We start from the raw sequence: 21,715 nt of genomic DNA on the forward strand, positions 1-21,715 counted from the left end.
GAACAACGCACAGTTCGCCTAAAATATGGGCTAGAACGAACTAAAACACATAGGGAGGTCCATAGAGATGAAAGCGCTATTAAAAAAATCAGCAAGTCTAATTCTGACTCTGGGAATTGTAAGCAGTCTGGCGGCATGTTCATCCGGTTCGTCCGGTGGTACACAGGGGGAAAGTAATGGCAAGATCAAGCTGACGCTATGGGATCAATCGGTTGGCAATACCGATCCTTCGGCCAAGCTGTTGCCCGAGATTGTTGAGAAATGGAACAGCGAGCATCCGGACATCCAGGTTGAACGTACGGGCACGACAGGAGAACAGTATAAAACCAAAGTCAAAACATCGATTGCGGCTGGTGAGGCGCCAGACCTGTTCTATGGCATGGGTGGCGGCAGCTTCATGCAGCCGTACATCAAATCCGGCAATGTGCTGGAAATTTCAAGTTACCTGACGGACGATATCAAAGAACGAATGGGCCCGGGAATGGCTGAGGCCATTAATATGGACGGCAAAATCTACACATTGCCCGTGTACACACATATCGCCAATCTTTACGTGAATACAGAACTGTTCGAGCAGGCGGGTGCCAAGATTCCGACCACCTATAACGAACTACTGGATGCAGTCTCCAAGCTGAAAGCGGCAGGAATCACACCGGCTGTGATTGGAGAGAAGGACCGCTGGCCGGGCATGTACTGGTACGACATTATTGCGATGCGTCAGGCAGGCAATGCTGCCGTGATGGAAGCCTTCAAAGATCCGTCAAAGTGGGATTCGCCCGACTTTGTAGCCGCTGCGACTAAGATGCAGCAGCTCGCGCAAGCAGGAGCGTTCAACAGCAGCATGTTCAGCATGAGCTATGACGAGATGCTTGGGGCATTTAATGCAGGCAACGGGGCGATGATGTTCCAGGCCAACTGGGTGAATGCAGGAATTGAGGACCCGTCCTCCGCAGTCAAAGGCAAAGTGAAAGTGATTCCGTTCCCAGTGTTTGAGGATGGCAAAGGCACAAATACCGAAATCTTCGGCGGAGCCGTCGATGGTTTCTACATCAACCAGAATACCAAGCATTCGAAGGAAGCCGTGGAATTCCTCATGTATCTGAGCGAGCAGCTTGGTACACAAGGTTTCCTGGCTGGAGCCGGTCTGCCAAGCTGGAAAACAGATGCACTCGACACATCCAGCCTGTCCTCCCTTGATCTGTCTGCGGCAGATATTATGAAAACGGCGACCTCATTCATCGCGTGGTGGGATAACATTCTGCCAGCGGAGTCTGCCGAAGCGCACAAAAACTTGATTGCCCAGCTGCTTGCCGGCGATGTAACACCGGAGGAGTTCTGCAAACAGATGGCACAGCTCAAACCAACAGAGCTGAGCCTGTAGGTCGCGCAGGTTAATATGTGCGCAACTGTAATCCTTACATGTGTACGCTTGTGAGCTTGCCAAGCTGAAGCCTGCTAACAATGAAGATGAACCCAAACAAGGCGTGGTCCGGAATATCCCGGTCACGCCTTTGAGAGGAGAACAACAATGAACTCTGTATTTTCCAATAAAGGTACGATAGCCGTCTTTGTACTGCCCACACTGATTCTCTTCTGCGGCATTGTGCTCATTCCGATCTTTGTCTCCAGTTATTACAGTCTGCTGGACTGGAACGGCGTAGGCAGGGGTACATTTATCGGCCTGGACAACTATGTAGAGATGTTTAAGGATACCCGTGTGCTGAATTCGATCAAGAACTCCCTGTTATTCGCGGGTGCTTCGGTGTTCATTCAACTGCCGATCTCGCTGGTGCTCGCACTGATTCTTGCGTCCAACGTCAAGGGGGAAGGCTTCTACCGGACCGTGTATTTCATCCCGGTGTTGATCTCAACGGTGGTTATTGCCCAGTTGTGGTCAAAAATCTACAATGCCGATTACGGCCTGCTGAACGTGCTGCTGCAAAGTATCGGTTTATCCAACCTGGCGCAGGACTGGCTGGGGCAGAAGGACACCGCGCTGGCGGCATCTTTTATTCCAACCTTGTGGCAGTACGTGGGGTATCACATGCTGCTGATGTATGCAGGTGCGAAGTCCGTGTCTCAGGATGTGCTCGAAGCGGCTCGAATGGATGGTGCTTCCCGTATTCGGACGGCGTGGTCCATTATGATCCCGCTGATGAAGCCAATTCTGAAGGTAAGCCTTGTTTTTTCGGTCATCGGTGCATTCAAGGTGTTTGACCTGATCTATGTGCTGACAGGTGGCGGGCCATTTTACACCACTGAAGTGCCAAGCACGCTGATGTACGCTACCATTTTTGATACGTTCCGGTACGGATATGGCAGTGCGATCTCGGTCTTTATCATTGTGGAGTGTCTGGTGTGTACGATCCTCATTAATTCATTGTTCAAAACGGAGTAGAGGGAGGCATAAGGCATGAGTAGCGTAGAAGTCATGTTGCAAAAAAAGCCCAAGCCGAGGTCCATCTCCGGACCGATCGGGAAAGTGTTCCTGCAAGCGTTTCTGATCCTCGTTGCGATTGTGCAGATCTACCCGCTCATCTGGCTGGCGCTGTTTTCCCTGAAGGATAACAGTGAGATTTTCAGCGGTGATGTGGCCGGGTTGCCCAAAGCGTTTCTGTGGAGCAACTACACCAAAGCAATGTCCGATGGCCATGTGCTGACCTATTTTATGAATAGTGTGCTGGTTACTGCGGCCTCCATTGTCTTGGTACTGATCCTGTCCTCCATGACGGGATACGCAATCACAAGAATGAACTGGAAGCTCAGCGGGTTGACGATGACGATTATTTTGCTGGGCATGATGGTGCCGATTCATGCGGCGCTGCTGCCATTGTTTATTATTTTGAAGAATCTGAGCCTGCTCAACAGTTACTGGTCTCTGATCATTCCCTATGTGGCATTTGGCATTCCGATGGCTGTATTCATTCTGGGCAGTTTTTTCAAAGGTATCCCAAGAGAGATGGAGGAGTCGGCGGTTATCGACGGCTGCGGCATATACCGGACGTTTTTCTCCATTATCCTGCCTCTGGTAACCCCGGCTATATCAACGGTAGCCATCTTCACATTTCTGTCATGCTGGAATGAGCTGATGTTTGCAGTTACGTTTATCAATAACACGGCTTACCAGACGTTGACGGTGGGTATGATGTCGATGGTGGGAACGTACATTACGCAATGGGGTATCATTGGTGCTGGACTGATGATTACGACAGTGCCAACGGTGGTCATCTATCTGCTGCTGAACAAACAGGTGCAGAAGAGTATGATCGCAGGTGCAATCAAAGGTTAGCTGGAGGCTGGACTGGAGGGCGTGGCGGTAGAAGGGCTTGCTGCTCGTGCGCTGTACTCTCTTTCTGGTGGATATCGGCTTGATTTGGGATTTCGCAAGGTGTGATCTCTGGACTAGACCGGAGCCTGTGGTCATGGAATAATAAGGGGGTATGTAGCAGGCAGTTGCAGAGAGGGGTCATTATTTATGGTCAATATCGCGATGGTAGAGCAGGAGTCAGTTCGAAAAAAAGTTGTGGCGTTCACGTTTGATGATGGGCCGCATCCGGTGTATACACCTCAAGTGCTTGAGATTTTCCGGCGTGCCGGTGGGCGTGCGACGTTTTTCATGATTGGCCAAGAGATGGAGACTCACCCGGAGATTGCCGCGGAGGTGCACCGTGAAGGGCATGAGATCGCCAACCATACGTACACGCATCCGGATCTGACCAAGTTGACGCTGGAGGAAGCCGGGGAGGAGCTGCAACGCGCAGAAAATCTTGTTCAAGAAGTTACGGGGCAACCTGCCCGCTGCTTCCGCCCGCCGTATTTTGGCATAAACGATGATATACTGTCTCTGGCGGCGGAGCGTGGATATCGGACGATTGGTGCGGTAAACGGTGATGCAAGGGATTGGGACAATCCCGGCGTTGAGCACATTCTGGAGCATACCCGGTCTGTAGTGAAACCCGGCAGCGTGCTCATATTCCATGACGGGTACGGGGATCGTTCCCAGACGGTGGAGGCGGTTCGTGTGCTGGTGGATGAACTGGTCGCGGAAGGGTACCGTCTGGTGACGGTGAGTGAGTTGTTAGACATTTCTAGTGAGCATGATATAAAGACGACATAATCAAGTGGGCCCATCATTCTTTGAATGATAGGGTCCTTTTTTGTTTGGGAGAAGTACAAAAAAGGAATATGTTGCTAGTTTATAGAAGCTTAACTATAGTTACCATAACAATATGAAAATAGTGAGGCTATTATGGATCTGGATAAAATAATGATTATCATTAAAGGTAAAGAAAAGACAGAGGAGGTTTCCTACTATAAGGTGGGTCCTTCTGGGGTACAGATTATATACAGAAATTTAGATATAGAGTATAACTACCGCACTCAAGATGTGCTTATTTTTCAGGAGCCATACATTCAAGAACCAGGAGATAACATAGCTATTTATCACGATGACGTACCGTTTAACAATGTTAAGCGTGTTTGGGACTTCGGTGTTAAAATTCGAATATGTTTTGGGAATGCAAGTACGCGTGTCTATGATAAGGATCGCATTCGATTTGAGCAAAATGTATTGAGTCAGCCGGAGGCCAAATTTATTTTAGAATACTGGCGTGAAATATCAACATATGTAAAAAATAAAGATGAAGTAGAGGAACTGGGAACACATAAGGATAAAGAATCGTTTCTTTCCAAAGAATTTGCCAAACTGAACTATGTCGATCCGAATAGTGTCCTAGGACAGATTATCCAGAAAAAACCGATAAAGCAGGAAAAGATGCTAACATTAGACCCTGTTTTTCCCTTCAGTTTTAACTTGAGTCAAAAGAAAGCTCTTGAGCATGCATTGACTAGCAACATCAGCATCATTGAAGGTCCGCCTGGTACAGGTAAAACCCAAACCATCTTGAATATCATAGCAAATCTGGCAATAATGCAAGGCAAGAAGGTTGCTGTTGTTTCCAGTAACAATGCAGCTGTCCTAAACGTACAAGAGAAGCTGGAACGAAAAGGATATCATTTCTTTGTGGCCAGTTTGGGGAAGCAAGAGAATAAAAAGAAGTTTTTTGCAAATTTACCGAAGGTGAACATGTCAGATTGGGATGTTGATATCTCGGAGTCAGAGTGTAGAGATCGAATTAAGAATCTTGACAAGCAGATACACCGTTTGATGGAAATGGATCGAGAAAAAGCACAGTGTAAGCAGAAGCTCTCAGCATATTTGCTTGAGCAGGAGCATTTTGAGCATTACTTTGCACGACAAGATGTCTCTCATATTGAAAAATTATCATTCTACAAACAAACTCCAAATAAAATTTTGGAATTTATGAAGGACAGTTTTCTTGCTGTAGAAATAAAGAAAAAATACAAGTTGTTCTATCCGTTCAAATTATTTTTTAAACATGGTTTTACAGATTTTAAGAGGTTGAGAAAGCAAGGGCATGATGTCATTCTGAATTACCAAAGGCAGTTCTATGTTTTGAAAATAGAAGAGCTTTCAAATCAAATTCTGAAGATTGAGGAGGAACTGAAATCATACAATTATCAGGACCTGTTGGATGATCATCAGCACTGTTCCGAAAATCTTTTTAGACTTGAGTTACATAAGAAATACCATAATCGCTCCGTAATCCAATCAAATGAGAAATCGTATATTCATTTAAATTTGTTTAAAGATTTTATTGAGAACTACCCTGTTGTGCTTAGTACGACACATTCATTGAGAAACTGTGTGCCCCCTAACTATATGTTTGATTATTGTATTATAGATGAGTCATCACAAGTTGACTTGTTAACAGGAGCGCTTGCGTTGTCCTGTTGTAAACATGCCATCATTGTGGGGGATACGAAGCAGTTACCTCATATTGTTGATCTCAAAATTAAAGAGAAACTCAAAAATAGCTTATATCCTGATATGAGCAGTGCATATGATTATTTTGAACATAATGTATTATCTTCCCTATTGGCTTTGTATGGTGATACCCTCCCAAGCGTAATACTACGAGAACATTATCGCTGTCATCCTGCAATTATAGAATTCTGTAACAGGAAATATTACAATGGTGATTTAATTACGTTCACTGATCCACAAATGTCTGATTCTCCACTTATGATCTATAGAACAGCAATGGGAAACCATATGAGAAAATTGACACATGGGAAGAAGGGGAGGTTTAATTCAAGGGAACTTGAAGTTATTGAGCAGGAAATCCTTCAGGCAGGGCTGGATGTTGTTGACATTCCTTCAAATATCGGCTTCACAACACCGTATCGCAAACAGCTGGAGAAAGCAGTTCAGCATTTTACAGTCAATATTGAAAGCGACACGATTCACAGGTATCAAGGTCGAGAAAAGGATACTATGATTATGTCAACGGTTCTGGATCGGACCAAGTTGGGGAATATGGGAATGAAATTTGTTAATAATCCTAACTTGATTAACGTTGCTGTATCACGTGCCCAGCGTCAGTTTATTCTGGTGACAGATCATTCTGCATTCCACAAATATGGGAATGAAGTGGGAGACCTTATGCGTTATATGGAATACAGCACACTGGATGACAATGTCGTGGAGAGTGAGATTGTATCCATTTTTGATCTGTTATATCGGGAATATTCGGAGAAACTTCGAGAGTTTCGAAATCGTGCGAGCCATTATAATAACTCAAGGCACAAAAGCGAGAACTTAATGGAAGCACTTCTTACTCAAATACTGGAAGAGCCGCGGTTTAAGGATTTTACATTATCAAGTCAGGTATACCTAATGAACATTTTCATGGATCTTGATCGTTTAAACGAGGAGGAGCGGAAATTTATTAAGCATCGCTCCTCTGTTGATTTTGTGATTTATCACAAGCTAGATCGATCACTTGCATTGGCGATTGAAGTGAACGGCTTTGAATTTCATGAAAATAAACCCGATCAGATAAAAAGGGATGAAATTAAAGAAGCTATTTTCAGAAAATTCGGACTCACTCTGGCAAGGTTCAAGACAAATGAGAGTGGCGAGGAACAGAAAATTATAAATTTATTGAACGGTATGACCGATCTTGAGTAAGTTTTATATCCATGGCAGGGGTCGAGAAACTGAAAAAAGTTTTACGCGTATTTTTGCTTACCATCCTGATCTACTTTATAATAATAGGCTAAACTAGATTATGTCAGGAGGAAACAATGGACTTTATCAGAAATCAACTAGAAGAACTCGGCATGAGTGGACCCTCCATTGGTTATCTTTCAAACATCATTATGATTATTTTTATAGCAGTGATCTCGATATTGGCAAATGTGATTGCTAAGCGAGTGGTACTGAAGACGGTTCATCGTATCGTAAGTAACAACCGTTTCAAGTGGGGCCATATTGTGGTTCAGAAAAATCTATTTCAGAAGCTGTCGCATCTTGTGCCAGCCATTATAATCTATTATTCTGCTTATATTTTCTCGCCCTATCAGGCCATAATTGAAAAATCAGCAATGACCTATATGATTGTTATTATGATTACGGTTCTGAATGCTCTGCTGAATGTCTTCGATGATATCTATCGTACCTATGAGGTGTCTAAGATTCGCCCAATCAAGAGTTACATTCAGGTAGCCAAGATTGTCCTGTTCATTATCGGGGGCATTATCGTCATTTCCAGCCTGATCGGACAGAACCCGCTCATTATCCTTAGTGGACTTGGGGCGTTATCGGCGGTATTAATGCTCGTATTCAAAGACTCAATCCTGGGCCTCGTGGCCGGTGTACAGCTATCGTCAAACGATATGGTGCGTGTTGGTGACTGGATCGAGATGCCAAAGTATAATGCGGACGGTGACGTCATCGACATTACTTTGAATACGGTAAAGGTTATGAATTTTGATAAAACCATTACGATGATTCCCAGCTACGCCCTCATTTCAGATTCGTTCCGTAACTGGAGAGGCATGCAGGTGTCCGGCGGCAGAAGAATTAAGCGGAGTATCTACATTGATATCAGCAGTATCCGTTTTTGTACGGAAGAGATGGTGGCTGAATTTGAGAAAATCCACTACCTGACTGATTATGTCACGGAAAAATTAAAGGAAATTCAAGCGTACAACCTGGAGCACGAGGTGAATACCGAAAGCAACGTGAACGGCAGACAACTGACAAATGTCGGTGTATTCCGGGAATATATCCATCAATATTTGAGGAATCATCCAAAAATCAATAAAGATATGACGATGATTGTGCGACAATTAGCACCGGAAGATCGCGGGCTGCCTCTGGAAATCTATGCATTCAGCAATGATATCAACTGGGGTGTATATGAGAACGTTCAGGCGGATATCTTTGACCATATCTTCGCGGTGGCGTCAACATTTGGACTACGGGCCTTCCAGAATCCAACCGGACATGATATCGTGCAACTGAAAGAGGATAAACAATACTCGCGAGAGTATTAAGAGGATTCATCAAAATAGATGTGACGGCCACCATATTGGTGGTCGTTTTTACGTTTGGATGCCCCTCCAATTTGGCCAAGGGTGAGAACACGTCGAGTGTTGGTAAGTTGGCTAATTTTTAAAATCACAGGAACACATCCAAATGTTTTATTTATGAGACTGACGGTCAGTTCATGGGATAGGGTTCAGTGCAAGATAACAAAACAGAATGTCTGCAAAAACAAGTAGACAATATGTATTTCTTTACATTATAATCTAATTAATTCCATATTTTGAAAGGAGTGATTTGGAACTTTTTCTGAGCAGGCGTGTCTAAGAACGAGGGGAAAAGCATGAAGTCTCTTTGGCGTGCTAACTTTCATAAGAAATGGAGGGAGAATGAAATGAAGAAAACATTGTATTCTGCTATTATGGTGACGCTTTTATCAGGATCGATTGTGGGTACGGCCTTGGCGGATAATTACGAGTCGAATGACACTTTGAGCAGCGCGTATAAAATCCCAACGCAAACGGTGGCCACTCCCTACGGTCCGGCTTACTGGGGTGGAAGTGCTTGGTCTTATCTATCTTCTCCGACAGATGTAGACTACTTTACATTCAGAGGGCATGGCAAATCTGTCGTGCTGGGTTCTCCTTCCGGCTATGATTACGATCTGTACGCCTATGACAGCGCTGGAAATTTGGTTGCTTCTTCTACGAATACGTCAGGAGCGGATACGGTTCTTGTCGACTACAATAATGTATATTTTAAAGTGATAAGCAAAGATGGACGATACAGCGATACCGATGCTTACAGCGTAACCTTTTATAAAAGGGATGTCTGGGTGCCGTGACCAGCTCGTGAGAGTAAAAAACGTTAGGTATCGTAGACTTTAATGCTTCCGTCTCATGAATAGGAACTCTACCGCCTCAATGAGGTAGTAGAGTTTTATTTATTCAAGCCAATGGTCTGGAAGAATGGGTTACCATATCCCCCACTTGAGTGCATTGGAAAATTTAATGGAGGTGAGTGCCGTGGCACGTGTATTAGTTGTGATGATCCCTGCAGAAGGCCATATCAATCCGTCGCTTGGATTAATCAAGGAACTGGTAGAGAACGGTGATGAAGTGGTTTACTGTTGTACCGAAAAATACCGGACGAAGATTGAAGCGTTAGGTGCACAATTTAAGGCCTATTCCTTCAACGAGGCAACCCTGCTCAACAACCCTGGTATGAAGCCATTTGAACTCAAGCATCCTTACCAATTTTTATATATGATATTGGCAAAAGTTATTCAACGGTTTATTCCAGATGTTCTGAATCTGATCGAACATGAAACCTACGATTATATCATTTTTGACTCCATCATAGGCTGGGGAGGACAAATTCTAGGTGAGAAGCTAGGTATACCAACGGTATGCTCAACCAGCACCTTTGTTTTTGTGGAGCCTCTTGGATCAGACAATCAACTGAAGGATGATACGGAGGAGGTCAAGGAGCTATATAATAGCATCGTGGAAATGTCCCAGCAAATAGCTTCCCAGTTCGATGTGGCTGTACCTTCCCTGGCGGAACTTTCAGGGCATTCAGGACAACTGAAGATTGTCTATACAAGTCGTTATTTTCAACCCATGGGGGACAAGCTGGACGACAGCTTTGTGTTCACCGGCCCATCCATTATCCCACGCAAGGATGCGCCAGCTTTTGCAAATGAATCTCTGCATGCTCTTTATAAGCAGGTCGTTTATATTTCGATGGGAACCATTTTAAATAAAGATCTTGATTTTTATAAGCTTTGCTTTACGGCCTTTCGTAATTTGCCTGTGCAGTTTATATTATCTTCTGGGAAGGATACCGATATAGAGCCCATTGCTGATCTCATTCCTGACAATTTCATCATAAGACCCTATGTCCCTCAACTGGAAGTGTTGCAGTGTGTAGATGCTTTTCTGACCCATGCAGGCATGAACAGTACCAGCGAAGCTTTGTATTACAATGTACCATTAATCATGCTTCCGTTAACATCGGATCAGCCGCGTGTAGCAGGCCGGGTACAGGAGTTGGGAGCAGGGGTCATCGTGGACAAAAATAACCTTACACCCGATGTGCTTAGAAACGCAGTATTAGAAGTGCTCGGTAATGCCTCCTACAAGGAGCATGCTGAGGTTATTGGGAAAACGTTACGCGATGCTGGCGGGTATAAGCAGGCTGCTATGGCTATTAAGAACTTTATAGGCAATCAGCCGTTATCGGCGACGCCCATCTCTTCGTTTGAATGAAAAGGAGAGCGTTCTTCATGAGAGCTAGAAGAGGAAGCCGTCACCCGACTAAAACGGAGTGGTGACTTCCAATTGATTCAAGCGCGTATGGAGGGGTAGATAAACGGAGAGGGGCATTATTTTTACCATATTGTTCGTATACCTTTTGCAAAGGAGAGTCTTCAGATGAATCATCAAATTCCGGAATATACATTGAACGATGGCTTGAAAGTGCCTGCAATTGGATTTGGTACCTATAGTTTAAAAGGTGAAGAAGGCGTTGAATCGATCGCGTCCGCAATGGATACGGGTTATCGATTAATTGATACGGCGTATAACTATGAGAATGAGGCAACGGTGGGCAGAGCAATCAAACAAAGCTCCATCGCCAGAGAAGAACTGCTCATTTCCTCGAAGCTGCCGGGGCGTTATCACGCTCATGATAAAGCACTTGTGGCGATCCAGGAATCCCTGTACAGAGCGGATCTGGATTATTACGACCTGTATCTGATTCACTGGCCCAATCCGAAAAAGGACATGTATGTCGAGGCATGGCAAGCACTGATCGAAGCCAAAAAACGTGGATATATACGATCCATTGGAGTCAGCAACTTCCTGCCTGAGCACAATGATCGGCTGATTAAGGAAACGGGGATAGCGCCGAGTCTGAATCAGATTGAGCTGCATCCGTTCTTTGACCAAGCCGATCAGCGGGAACAGGATACGAAGCATGGCATCGTGAACGAATCCTGGAGTCCGATTGGACGTGGCAATGATGCCGTACAGGATATTCTGAAGGATGAGAACATTCTTCGGATTGCGGAAACGCATGGCAAAACGCCAACCCAGATCATTCTGCGCTGGCATGTTCAACTGGGTTCCATTCCCATTCCGAAAGCCGGCTCCTTGCAGCATCAACAGGAAAATATCGATATATTCGATTTTGAGTTGAGCACAGAAGAGATGCAGGTCATCTCTGCATTTAATCGTCCGGATGGACGTTTGTGGGATCAGGACCCAAGCGAGTACGAAGAATTTTAAAGAACGACAAATGAAGGGCTGCTCTCATGTCAGATATGACAGGAGGCAGCCCTTTATTGCTTTATTGTTGAAGCATATTAAGCAATGTTGCAGTTTTTCATGTTGCGTAATTTCTGTTTACTGTTCAGCAGGGATACGGAAGGTCAGAATCTCATACGGTTTGATATCAAAAGAAATTCGACCATTTTCCACGGCGCATTCCGCTTCGTTATTCTCGAGCAAATCACACGCGTACGCCGTAGCACCTGCTCCCTCAGGCAATTGCAGGGAAGCACGGCTGCGGCGGCCATGTGCTTCGTAGACTCGGATGATCATATCATCGTTGTTCTCGGCTTTTTTGATAACCTCCAGCACGACATTATCCTGATCGACCGATGCAATTGACCATGTTCCCGGCAACGTACCGGTTTGCGGACTTACTTCACGGGCAACCAGCGGACGGTTGAGATCATAAGCAGCTTGGATGACACGTCCTTCACGGAAGTCGCCCTGATGCGGATAGAGCGCGTAGGTGAATACGTGCTGCTCTTTGTCGGCATTTTCATTCGGGTACGTTGCGCTCTTGATCAGCGACAGTCGCATCACCGAGTTATGAATATCATATCCGTATTTGCAGTCGTTCAGCAGAGCAGCACCGTACCCGTTCTCCGCCAGATCGGCCCACTTCTGCCCGCATACTTCAAACCGGGCTTGATCCCAGCTCGTATTACGGTGGGTAGCACGCTCAACGTTGCCATACTGGATTTCGTAGACGGCCTTTTCACTCCAGATATCCAGCGGGAAAGCGGCTTTCAGCAGCAAATGCTCCTGCTTCCAGTCCACAAACGTACGGAAATCAATCCGGCGCGTATGCGCGTAGAAGATGATTGTCTGCTCAATGACCGAGTCCAGGAACTGTCGCTTCACTTGAAGCACGGAACGTACCGGCCCACTTTCAACCCACTCCAGCGACTGCAGGTCATTAATCTCCCACATATGCTGTTCATAATAATCGTCAATGTTCCATGCCTCGTATTCCGCAGGTCGATCCTCGAACACTTGCAGCACGTTACCACGCTTGCCAGACTGAAGCAGCTCACGGCCCTCCAGCTTGTCCCATACGGATGTGAACTCGGCACTTTCATTCAGGTGAATATTGTACCAAGGTGTATGGATGTGGCGCCGATCTGCTTCCCACTGTGCAACCGATACGCCCGCAACAAGCTCGTCTGTCAGATCTGGTGTGATTCGGAAGGATTTATACCCGGATGCAGGCACGTTCTCTGCAAGGAACACAAGTCCGCCTTCGGGAGTCCGCTGGCTTGGTACAGGGCGATCTCCATCATAGACGGTTACTTTTCTCGCAAAAGCAGGCAGTTCAACCACATCCGTCCGTACAAATCCGGTCGTGTTGAATACTACAATGGCTTCGCCATCAGATGTAATTTGGCTTGCAATGCCGTTCAGCGCACTGTCTTTCAGCTCATCCGTGACACGCAGAACTTCTTCATACTGCTCCTTGGAATCCACATATACCTGCTCAATGGAGCTGCCCGGGAGAATATCATGGAACTGGTTCAGCATCGTGAGCTTCCACGCATGCTCCAGTGCATCGGTTGGATAGGCCGCATGTGCATTCGCCTGACGATGAATCATGGCATATAGTTCGGCATCGGCCAGCGCAAATTCGCTATGACGGTTATACCGTTTGTTGCGCGCCATGGAAGTGTAGGTACCCCGGTGATACTCCAGATACAGCTCACCCGACCAGCGAGGAACGGAAGGAACATCAGCCAGATTTTGCTCCAGCTTCTCGAAAAACTCGCGTACAAAGGTGCGTTTCACCGCGGGTACACCCGGCAATCCGACATCGAGTCGTCTGCCATGCTCCAGCATCTCTTCGGTTGGTCCGCCGCCGCCATCTCCAAATCCGAAACATTGAAGCACATCTGCATTGATGTTTTTGTTCTGGTATCGCTGCCATGTACCTTTCACTTGCGAAGCATTAAATCGTCCATTATAGGTCGTTTCGAAGCGACGCTGCCTGAAATCAGGGTGTTTGTCATAGTCTGTTGCTGTGATAAAGTGGGTCAGGACCTCTGATCCGTCGATTCCTTTCCAGTACATCGTATCGTTTGGAATTTGGTTTGTATCATTCCAGGCAATTTTGGTTGTCATAAAATAATCAATGCCGCTCTTGCGCATAATCTGCGGCATCGCTGCACTATAACCAAATACATCCGGCAACCAGAGCACACGGTTCTCCACACCGAATTCTTCCTTGAAGAAACGTTTCCCGTATATAATCTGACGAATCATGGATTCACCCGAGATCAGGTTACAATCGGCTTCCAGCCACATTGAACCTTCCGCTTCCCAGCGGCCTTCGGCCACCTTTTCTTTGATTTTTTCATATAGGGACGGGTAGTCTGCTTTCAGGTATGCATACAGCTGGGGCTGAGAGGACATAAAGGTATACTCCGGGAACTTGTCCATCAGATACAATACACTCGCGAAGCTACGAATGACCTTCTCCCGAGTCTGATCCAGCGTCCACAGCCATGCCACATCGATATGCGTGTGTCCGATACAGTGCACGGTAGGGATGTGATCACCGGCAGGGCGGATATCACCATAGACATGATCTTGCAGATATCGGCGCGCTTCCAGTACCGACGCATGGAATTCTGCACTGTTTTCCTGACGCAAATCCAGCAAATTCACGGCTTTATTCAGATGTTCGACCAACTTCAGGCGCTCCAGATCATCCTCACGCAACAGATCCGCAGCATCCAGCGCAGCCTTGAGATCGTAATACAAATCGGAGACTTGCTGATGATGCTCGGCGATATATACATTTAGAAAAACATCCGCAGCAGACGTACTGCAATACGCATATAATGCCAGTTCGAATTCATCACCTTTTGCCGCAGCGGGTGTCAGGTCAATTTCCGTATGGTTCACGTCTAGACCGCAGATCAGTTCCCCATTGAGGAATGCTAAGAATTGCGGATTATCGTAATTCCAGATGTCATCAGCACCAGTAACGATGGTACATACGACCTTTTTTCCTTCCAGATGGTCCGGGATTCGAATGCGGGTTTTGAAGCAACTGTGTACATCTTTGCCACCCCAGCCATCACCCTTACGGAATACGTTCCAGGAGGAAGGGTCCTCATGCACCAGTTCCCAGGAGTGGTATCCACTTTCTTTATGATAAAGCTCAGGGATATATGTCTTTGAGGTTAGTCGTGCACGTTCCAAGTGTTTCACAATGGTATGGATTCGAGTATATAAGGAATTCATTTTCATGTTGGTTTCCCACCTTGGTTTGTAGTAAGTACAGGCTGTAGTCGTTGTTGGGGCGAAAATACTGCAAGCGCTAACATATCAACTCTATCATAACAAAAGAGAAATGGGCGAAACTACGTATTGTATGCTGAAAATAACGTCTTTTTATTGCATTTCATGCTAAAATAAAATCATTAGAATCAGGATAGGGGGCATGTCCATGACACCATCGGTTTTGGCATACGAGCAAGGATATGCGATCCATGTGAACCAGCCTGGAGATTCACTTTTTTATCATCTGGATTATGACGAGCGCTCCCATGAACTGAATATGGAATTTCAGCATTTCCATGATTTCTATGAAATCTGTATTCTTCTGGATCGAACAGCTGCGCACATCATTGAAGGCAGTTTATATGAGATCCAGCCTCTGGATATCGTTCTGCTGCGGCCTTCATTGCTGCATAAAACGCAATATCCGAAGGGTGCCCCGCCGAAACGATTGATGATCACCTTTGCCATGCCACGTAATACACCTGGTCTTGAGAGCGGTTACACAGAGCTGTTTTCGATTTTTAATAAACCGGTCCCGATATTCCGATTTACAGAAGAAAGACGCAAGGAAGTCCTCGCGCCGATCAATGATATTTTTGCTATATCGCAGCAGTCTTCTGTCCTTCAATCGGTTATGATTCATAGCAAGTTCGTGGAGTTTCTCTGTGCTCTTCATCGTTACTCACCAGAGAACGGGTATGTGCGTGAAGAGACTGGATCAACGATGTCCAGGCGCATGTATGCCATTGCCTCTTATATTCACAGCCATTATCAGCAGGATTTATCTTTGGACGAGGTATCCAAGCGCTTTTATGTAAGTGCCCATCACTTGTCTCGCCAATTCAATAAGGTTACCGGCTTCACCTTCACAGAGTACGTGCAGATGACCCGTATTCGGAATGCCCAGCAAATGTTGCTGAATTCGAGTGAGAAAATCACAGATATTGCTGCACAGTGTGGGTTCACAAGCTTTTCCCAGTTCAACCGCATCTTCAACAAACAGAACGGAATGTCACCAAGTGCATATCGCCGAAGCAGACGTTCGCAGAGCGAGCGTGAAGTGATATCCTTGGGTAGGCCTGAGCGCTGACTGAAGACAGAGATGATCGGGAAATGTCCATGGAGATGTGCTGCATGAATGGCGATAGCCACAAATATATGAAGATATAGAAAAGGGCAAACCCTCTAAGTTACAAAGGGATTGCCTTTTTCCTTCTATTATATAGATTACGTATGCCTAATGATGGTTGAAAAACGAGAATTATTCATATACCCCGTATAACGGTTACTCTTAAAGTCGATCCTTCGGCGCCAGCTCAATAGCGGAGCGGATGGCAGCCAGCATGCTTTTATCATCTGCGATATTTTTGCCAGCGATATCAAAGGCCGTACCGTGGTCAACAGACGTACGGATGATACCACCTTTCAGGCCAACGGTGATGTTCACACCTTCCTCAATGCCCATCACCTTGATCGGTGCATGACCTTGGTCGTGGTAGCAGGCTACAACGATATCGAAGTCACCGCGACCAGCGCGGAAGAAGAGTGTGTCCGCCGGGAGTGGACCAACGACGTTAATGCCTTCCTGCTGCGCACGCTCAATGCCGGGCTGCAGTTTCTCTTCTTCTTCACCATTACCGAACAAGCCGTTCTCTCCGGCATGAGGATTGATTCCGCATACGGCAACGCGCGGATTCTCAAAGCCTGCTTTTTTCAACGTATCATGAGCAAGCTTCACGACGGTGTAGGTTCTTTCCGGGTTAATACTCGCAATGGCATCGATCAGACCCATGTGTGTTGTCAGGTGAATAACGCGTAGATTCGGCGTGGTCAGCATCATCGAGAAGTCCTGCGTATCCGTCAGGTCAGCCAGAATCTCGGTGTGCCCCGGATACAGGTGCCCCCCTTGATGGAGAGCTTCTTTATTCAAAGGTGCGGTGCAGATGGAGTGAATCTGCTGTTTTTTGGCAAGATCAATGGCTTTGGCGAGAAACTGGAATGCTGCATCTCCAGCCACGGCAGATACTTTACCGTATTCCAGATCCGCAGGAACGAGGTTCAGATCAATCACATCCACAGTACCGAATTCATACTTGGCTTCAGAAGGCTCTTGAATCGCATTAACGTTCAGACTTGAGCCGATGACAGGCAACACACGCTCCAGAATCTTCGCATCACCGATAACGAGTGGATTGCACTGATCGTACATTTCTTGATGACCCAGTGCTTTCATAATAATCTCCGGTCCAATACCTGCTGCGTCGCCCATCGTAATTCCAATTGTAGGTTTCATACGAGAATACCCCCTTTTAATTTTTGAATCGCATGGATAAAGACATCCGGTTTACCGAATCCGCCTGCTTTGGTAATCACATGCAGATCATCAATCCCTATAAACTTGGAGATCGGCACGCCGATTTCAAGCTCATCCAGCAGCTCGAAGCCGCTAATATTCCATTTCAGACAGATTTGTTTAGCTGTATCACCGCCGGTCATGGATACCCCTTTGAACACTCCTTCTTCCAGCAGTCTGGCACAGATCTCACCCATCGCAAGTACAATCTCGTTGCTGACTTCCGTGTGATTGAGACCGCGAATTTCGCCCGTTGCTCGTGCCAGTTCGATATCTACCTGTTCAGCCGTGGAGTAGAGGACAACATCTTGTCCTTCCAGCGCTTTGTCTCGGACCTCGTTATAGACACGTTCCATCTCTTCCGCGCGGTCTGCGGTTGCGGATACCGCTTTGAAAGAATGGAAGGAGACTGAAGCTACGCGGGACTTGCGCATCAATCGATGCAGCTGCTCTCGGGAGTTTTTGTTCACGCTGCCGACCACCGTTAGAATTGGACCGGAATTCTCCGGGATCTCAAGTGATGCAGCCCTGGATTCCAACTCGTAATGCGCGGGGAGATAATTGGCAATACCCGCCGAACCTGCCCAAGTAAACGTATACTCCAACTCGCGAGTCATCTGCAGAATCAGTTCCAGATGTCTTTCTTCGGTGGAGTCCACCATTACATACGGGATATTATTTGTTTTCAACTGCTCTAGCTTGGTGCGAATATGATTCTGCCCGGCTTCCAGATCGGCGACGGTGATTTCGCCAACTTCGTACTTGGTCTGTTGTTTCAACAAGTCCGGAAGGTAGGAAATCGTTACAGGTGTCTTCGGATCATGGGCAATTTCAGTATCTGCCAGCGGAACGCCGTTCAGGTAATGAATTCCTTCCAATATCGTCCGGTTATTTTTGGGATAACCCGGGGCAATCATCATAAAGTCCGGCTGTACGACATCATATACAGCATCAATCTCGATGCCGATATTACCACGCATGGTGGAGTCCATTTTTTTGAAAATCGTCTCAAATCCGTTGTTCGTCAGCAATTCAGCAGCCCGATATACACGGTCATACGCTTCCTGCGAGGATATGGAACGACTATCTGTATCAAAGACGACGGCATCGTAACGTGTAAGAGGGCCTTCATCTATATTAAAAAGAACACTGGTCTTCAAGCCGTGACGGGCAAGCTGCACCCCGCTGTCATTGGCACCGGTCAAATCATCTGCAATAATGGCTAATTTCATGCAGTCATCCCTCCTTGTAAGCACAATTTAATAAAAAGTCCGTTCAGATCATCCATTAAGCACAGATTAAGCACATTAAATCAGGTGATACCCATTTATGTGGTTGGTCGTTGATTGTATTTCTCGACTCCACCTGATTTCTCCAGTCGTTTGGAGAGGAACCCGATGAAGATCGGCAACAGGATGGCTGTTGTTACAACGCTCGCTGCAATTTGTACCGTAGCAATCTCGGCAATTGGGCCAAATGAAGCATTAGCAGCCACGATGGCAGCAGGTGTACCTACGGCATTCCCGGCTGTTGAACCTTCGGAAGCACCCACGATGGGGTTCCAGCCGATGGCTTTAAAGAGCAGGAAACCGATTCCGCCCGTTAATAACACGGTTAACACACCCAGTAAAATTCCGCTAAGACCACCTTGAATGATGGAGGAGAAGCTAATGTTCATACCCAGAGCAAATGCAAAGAACGGAACAAGTTTGTCACTGCCTTTATGCAGCCATTCCGCCAGATTGCGGTCCAGATTACCAATAATGACACCAACGATGAGTGGAAGCAATACCGCAACAAAGGCCATAGGGGAAAACATACCGTTCGCAAAACCCATCGCACCAAAGACGGAGAGCGCTACCATGGTCAGGAAAGGACCATCACTGAGTGCCAGGAAAGGGTAGGCTGCTTTGTCATCTTCTTTCCCGTATTGGCCGGCGAGAGCAATGTACAAACCGCCGTTGGAGTTAGTCATCGCAGCAATAATGGCAAGCGGGGCCAGGCCGAGAAATAACCCGTTTGAATCCGCGAACAAAATAGCGATAAAACCAAGGGCTGCACCAATCACCCATTTGAACGTAAGCAAGGTCAAACCTTTGCCGACAGAGGAACCTGCTGTTTTAAACGTAATCTGTGTACCCGCAATGAACAGGAACAGGGCAATCAAAGTACTGGCACTGTTGACAAAAAGCGCTTCCGTGAATCCGCCAATGCGCAAGGCATTCGGGAAGAATGTATTGATGGTTGCACCAAGTAACAGGGGAACGACCATCATACCGCCAGGGATGCGATCTAAAGTTGCTTTAATGTTCATAGTAGTAGCTCCTTATGAAGTAATCGTTTTTATGAAGCGCTTGCAGGGATTATATTATCCCATATCGTTTAATATAGCAACAATAAATTATTGTAAATTTTAAATACATACGTAACTGTTTAAAAATGCAACACATAAAAGCAATAAAAAAGACGCAAACTTAAAGTTAATCTTTAAGTTTACGCCATAATGTGGCCCGGTTAATCCCCAGACGCTCTGCAGCCTTCGATTGATTGTTATTTTCCTCCTGAAGCACGATCTGAATAACTTCCTTCTCAATCTCCTTCAGCGTACCGTTCAACTTCATTGGGCTTGAAGAAGGTTGCTGATCCAGCAAGCGGGACAAGGTAGCCGTGGTGATTACATAATCTTGTTCGTTGAGTGCAGCCTGCTTGATCAGATGTTTCAGCTGGTTGACATTCATATGTGTGATCTGATCTTGGATCAGCTGCAGAGCATCTTCTTTGATTCTCACCGCAGTAGTTCCGTATTTGTGGTAGTAATCCGTCAGGAAATGCTGCATCAGTGGAGCCAGATCCTCTGGTCTATCCGCAAGATTTGGCATCATGATTGTATTAAGCTCCAGATCAAGTGACCACTGCGGGTTCATTATCTGTTCCCCGAGTATAAACACCCCAATCTGATTTTGAAGGCAGCTCTGGATAAAGGCGAGCAACTCCGGATCTTCCATACGTGTTTCCATGTGGTTAATCTCTACATTTCTAACCTTGGTGAGTGGTATCTTGTGCAAATGACCGGGCGGAACTTGCGAGAGATCCATCTGTAATAAGAGTCCGCCACCGGAGTACATCTGATGAATATGTTTGACCAGAAAAGATTTACCGGAATCTGCTTCACCCCGCAGATAGATCGGTTCATGATTCTCGTAGAGTGCCCGAATGTTCTGTAATACCGCCTGCATGGCAGGGGATTCGGCAACGATAGGCTCCATCGATGCGTCCGTAAACGTTGTTATGCCGAATTGTGCAAAGGCATAGGGTTGTCCTTTTTCCAGCATATATACCTTGTAGTTCTTGTTGTCCAGGGTCGTTTCATAGGCGTTAACCGTGAGCTGGTAATCGTCCACCATGAACACATTTTGGATCTGGGATTGATGGAACTCCAGACTGGTATTGGTCAGATATATGTGATTATCGGTCAGCGGATTTTTCTCAAAATCGGTCAGGTTCTCGAATACAACTTCATTCCGTTCATTTAAAATAAGTAAATTGGGATGTTCCCGTGTAACCAGGTCATTCAGGATGATCGATATCGCATGATTTTTGCTCAAATAACGGTAGACCAGCTGTGCATCCTCCATCGCTCTAAGGATGGATTCCTGTCCAGATTGGATTAACAATCCCTCCAGACCATAGGTCTTCGCAGTGTTGACGGTGATCACATCTCCGACAATCTGTCGGTACCCGGAAGCTTTCAACTCCAAGAGTAATCGGGCGACATCTTCCGAGCTATGTATGGTATAGACCTTGAGGGGCAGATCCATCAGATCAATAATCGATTGTGCACCAGAGGTGATGTTGGAGAAGCCAACAATGGCTGTTTGGCCGTTAAACTGGCTTGCCAGTGTAAGTGAACGAATCATATCATAGCCCGATAACTGCACATCAATGACGGGAATGGTCACTGCTTTTTTAATGAGTTGGGCGGTTCCGCCGCGGCTGATGATAATCTCTGCACCGTTTTTCTCAGCTTGAGTTGCTAATTCCACACCGTTTGCCAAGTCGCCCACGTCCGTCTGAATGGTTAACTGGGGAAAGCGAGGAATGCACTCTTGTATAATAGGAATCATCGATTCGTAGGGAGCAATAAAGTGAACTCGTGTACGCATAATTTTCCTGCCTTTATAGAAAACTTTGATCCCCTTATTATAGCCAACTTGCGAAGGAATGGCACCTATGGGGGAAGCAGCCCTGTTGTGTCTGCAAAATGCCTGTGTGATATGCCTTCATAACTCTCCGAGTGGAATGTGATGAAGTACACTGAATCGAATCGTTATCTAT

15 protein-coding genes are annotated in these 21,715 nt (G+C 46.1%); 10 read left to right on the forward strand and 5 right to left on the reverse strand.

Translation table 11 applies throughout. The features are described from left to right. Positions 1 to 67 precede the first annotated feature (67 nt). The 9 genes from NSQ20_RS00995 to NSQ20_RS01035 all read left to right on the forward strand — a co-directional run bounded on the left by NSQ20_RS00995 (position 68) and on the right by NSQ20_RS01035 (position 11,703). The gene (locus NSQ20_RS00995; RefSeq protein WP_036616255.1) at positions 68 to 1,381 is read left to right on the forward strand and encodes an extracellular solute-binding protein; all 1,314 of its coding nucleotides are present in this window, start codon (positions 68 to 70) and stop codon (positions 1,379 to 1,381) included. Positions 1,382 to 1,528: 147 nt separating this feature from the next. Next, positions 1,529 to 2,398 carry a sugar ABC transporter permease gene (locus tag NSQ20_RS01000; protein ID WP_036616257.1) on the forward strand — a complete coding sequence of 290 codons (870 nt, stop codon included), beginning with the start codon at positions 1,529 to 1,531 and terminating at the stop codon, positions 2,396 to 2,398. Between the two features lie 15 nt (positions 2,399 to 2,413). Then, positions 2,414 to 3,289, forward strand: a complete 876-nt coding sequence (locus tag NSQ20_RS01005; protein WP_081746063.1) for a carbohydrate ABC transporter permease — start codon at positions 2,414 to 2,416, stop codon at positions 3,287 to 3,289. Positions 3,290 to 3,475: 186 nt separating this feature from the next. Then, positions 3,476 to 4,117 carry a polysaccharide deacetylase family protein gene (locus tag NSQ20_RS01010; protein ID WP_036616259.1) on the forward strand — a complete coding sequence of 214 codons (642 nt, stop codon included), beginning with the start codon at positions 3,476 to 3,478 and terminating at the stop codon, positions 4,115 to 4,117. Positions 4,118 to 4,249: 132 nt separating this feature from the next. Continuing rightward, complete coding sequence (locus NSQ20_RS01015; protein WP_036616261.1) at positions 4,250 to 7,054, forward strand: AAA domain-containing protein; 2,805 nt, start codon at positions 4,250 to 4,252, stop codon at positions 7,052 to 7,054. A 116-nt stretch (positions 7,055 to 7,170) separates the two neighbouring features. Then, positions 7,171 to 8,424: a mechanosensitive ion channel domain-containing protein gene (locus tag NSQ20_RS01020; RefSeq protein WP_340031621.1), complete on the forward strand. Its 1,254-nt coding sequence runs from the start codon at positions 7,171 to 7,173 to the stop codon at positions 8,422 to 8,424. 383 nt (positions 8,425 to 8,807) lie between these two features. Next, a complete protein-coding gene (locus NSQ20_RS01025; protein WP_127546376.1) occupies positions 8,808 to 9,257 on the forward strand; it encodes a hypothetical protein in 450 nt (149 codons plus the stop codon). A 181-nt stretch (positions 9,258 to 9,438) separates the two neighbouring features. After that, positions 9,439 to 10,683, forward strand: a complete 1,245-nt coding sequence (locus NSQ20_RS01030; RefSeq protein ID WP_340031622.1) for a macrolide family glycosyltransferase — start codon at positions 9,439 to 9,441, stop codon at positions 10,681 to 10,683. A 165-nt stretch (positions 10,684 to 10,848) separates the two neighbouring features. Beyond that, positions 10,849 to 11,703, forward strand: a complete 855-nt coding sequence (locus NSQ20_RS01035; protein ID WP_340031623.1) for an aldo/keto reductase — start codon at positions 10,849 to 10,851, stop codon at positions 11,701 to 11,703. A 117-nt stretch (positions 11,704 to 11,820) separates the two neighbouring features. Here NSQ20_RS01035 and NSQ20_RS01040 read toward each other — a convergent pair whose 3' ends face one another. Then, positions 11,821 to 14,994: an alpha-mannosidase gene (locus NSQ20_RS01040; protein WP_051447420.1), complete on the reverse strand. Its 3,174-nt coding sequence runs from the start codon at positions 14,992 to 14,994 to the stop codon at positions 11,821 to 11,823. Between the two features lie 199 nt (positions 14,995 to 15,193). On the opposite strand from NSQ20_RS01040, the gene NSQ20_RS01045 reads away from it, so the two are divergent. Next, the gene (locus NSQ20_RS01045) at positions 15,194 to 16,117 is read left to right on the forward strand and encodes an AraC family transcriptional regulator (RefSeq protein ID WP_340031624.1); all 924 of its coding nucleotides are present in this window, start codon (positions 15,194 to 15,196) and stop codon (positions 16,115 to 16,117) included. 201 nt (positions 16,118 to 16,318) lie between these two features. Here NSQ20_RS01045 and pdxA read toward each other — a convergent pair whose 3' ends face one another. From pdxA to NSQ20_RS01065, 4 genes are all read right to left on the reverse strand, one after another. Next, positions 16,319 to 17,320: a 4-hydroxythreonine-4-phosphate dehydrogenase PdxA gene (gene pdxA, locus NSQ20_RS01050; protein ID WP_340031626.1), complete on the reverse strand. Its 1,002-nt coding sequence runs from the start codon at positions 17,318 to 17,320 to the stop codon at positions 16,319 to 16,321. Then, positions 17,317 to 18,612: a four-carbon acid sugar kinase family protein gene (locus tag NSQ20_RS01055; protein WP_340031627.1), complete on the reverse strand. Its 1,296-nt coding sequence runs from the start codon at positions 18,610 to 18,612 to the stop codon at positions 17,317 to 17,319. The genes pdxA and NSQ20_RS01055 overlap by 4 nt, the downstream gene beginning before the upstream one ends. A 95-nt stretch (positions 18,613 to 18,707) precedes the next feature. Then, positions 18,708 to 19,694 (reverse strand): 2-keto-3-deoxygluconate permease, encoded by a 987-nt coding sequence (locus tag NSQ20_RS01060; protein ID WP_091038675.1) that lies wholly within the window; start codon positions 19,692 to 19,694, stop codon positions 18,708 to 18,710. A gap of 166 nt (positions 19,695 to 19,860) precedes the next feature. Next, positions 19,861 to 21,543, reverse strand: a complete 1,683-nt coding sequence (locus NSQ20_RS01065) for a PrpR N-terminal domain-containing protein (RefSeq protein WP_340031629.1) — start codon at positions 21,541 to 21,543, stop codon at positions 19,861 to 19,863. Positions 21,544 to 21,715 lie beyond the last annotated feature (172 nt).

The sequence above is a fragment of the Paenibacillus sp. FSL K6-1122 genome (genome assembly GCF_037977015.1).
In the GTDB taxonomy this organism is placed as follows: Bacteria; Bacillota; Bacilli; order Paenibacillales; family Paenibacillaceae; genus Paenibacillus; species Paenibacillus amylolyticus.

Bases quoted from the DNA above. Each gene is read 5' to 3' on its own strand.
- NSQ20_RS00995 (WP_036616255.1), top strand. From the start codon at position 68: ATGAAAGCGCTATTAAAAAAATCAGCAAGTCTAATTCTGACTCTGGGA.
- NSQ20_RS01000 (WP_036616257.1), top strand. From the start codon at position 1,529: ATGAACTCTGTATTTTCCAATAAAGGTACGATAGCCGTCTTTGTACTG.
- NSQ20_RS01005 (WP_081746063.1), top strand. From the start codon at position 2,414: ATGAGTAGCGTAGAAGTCATGTTGCAAAAAAAGCCCAAGCCGAGGTCC.
- NSQ20_RS01010 (WP_036616259.1), top strand. From the start codon at position 3,476: ATGGTCAATATCGCGATGGTAGAGCAGGAGTCAGTTCGAAAAAAAGTT.
- NSQ20_RS01015 (WP_036616261.1), top strand. From the start codon at position 4,250: ATGGATCTGGATAAAATAATGATTATCATTAAAGGTAAAGAAAAGACA.
- NSQ20_RS01020 (WP_340031621.1), top strand. From the start codon at position 7,171: ATGGACTTTATCAGAAATCAACTAGAAGAACTCGGCATGAGTGGACCC.
- NSQ20_RS01025 (WP_127546376.1), top strand. From the start codon at position 8,808: ATGAAGAAAACATTGTATTCTGCTATTATGGTGACGCTTTTATCAGGA.
- NSQ20_RS01035 (WP_340031623.1), top strand. From the start codon at position 10,849: ATGAATCATCAAATTCCGGAATATACATTGAACGATGGCTTGAAAGTG.
- NSQ20_RS01040 (WP_051447420.1), bottom strand. From the start codon at position 14,994: ATGAAAATGAATTCCTTATATACTCGAATCCATACCATTGTGAAACAC.
- NSQ20_RS01045 (WP_340031624.1), top strand. From the start codon at position 15,194: ATGACACCATCGGTTTTGGCATACGAGCAAGGATATGCGATCCATGTG.
- pdxA (WP_340031626.1), bottom strand. From the start codon at position 17,320: ATGAAACCTACAATTGGAATTACGATGGGCGACGCAGCAGGTATTGGA.
- NSQ20_RS01055 (WP_340031627.1), bottom strand. From the start codon at position 18,612: ATGAAATTAGCCATTATTGCAGATGATTTGACCGGTGCCAATGACAGC.
- NSQ20_RS01060 (WP_091038675.1), bottom strand. From the start codon at position 19,694: ATGAACATTAAAGCAACTTTAGATCGCATCCCTGGCGGTATGATGGTC.
- NSQ20_RS01065 (WP_340031629.1), bottom strand. From the start codon at position 21,543: ATGCGTACACGAGTTCACTTTATTGCTCCCTACGAATCGATGATTCCT.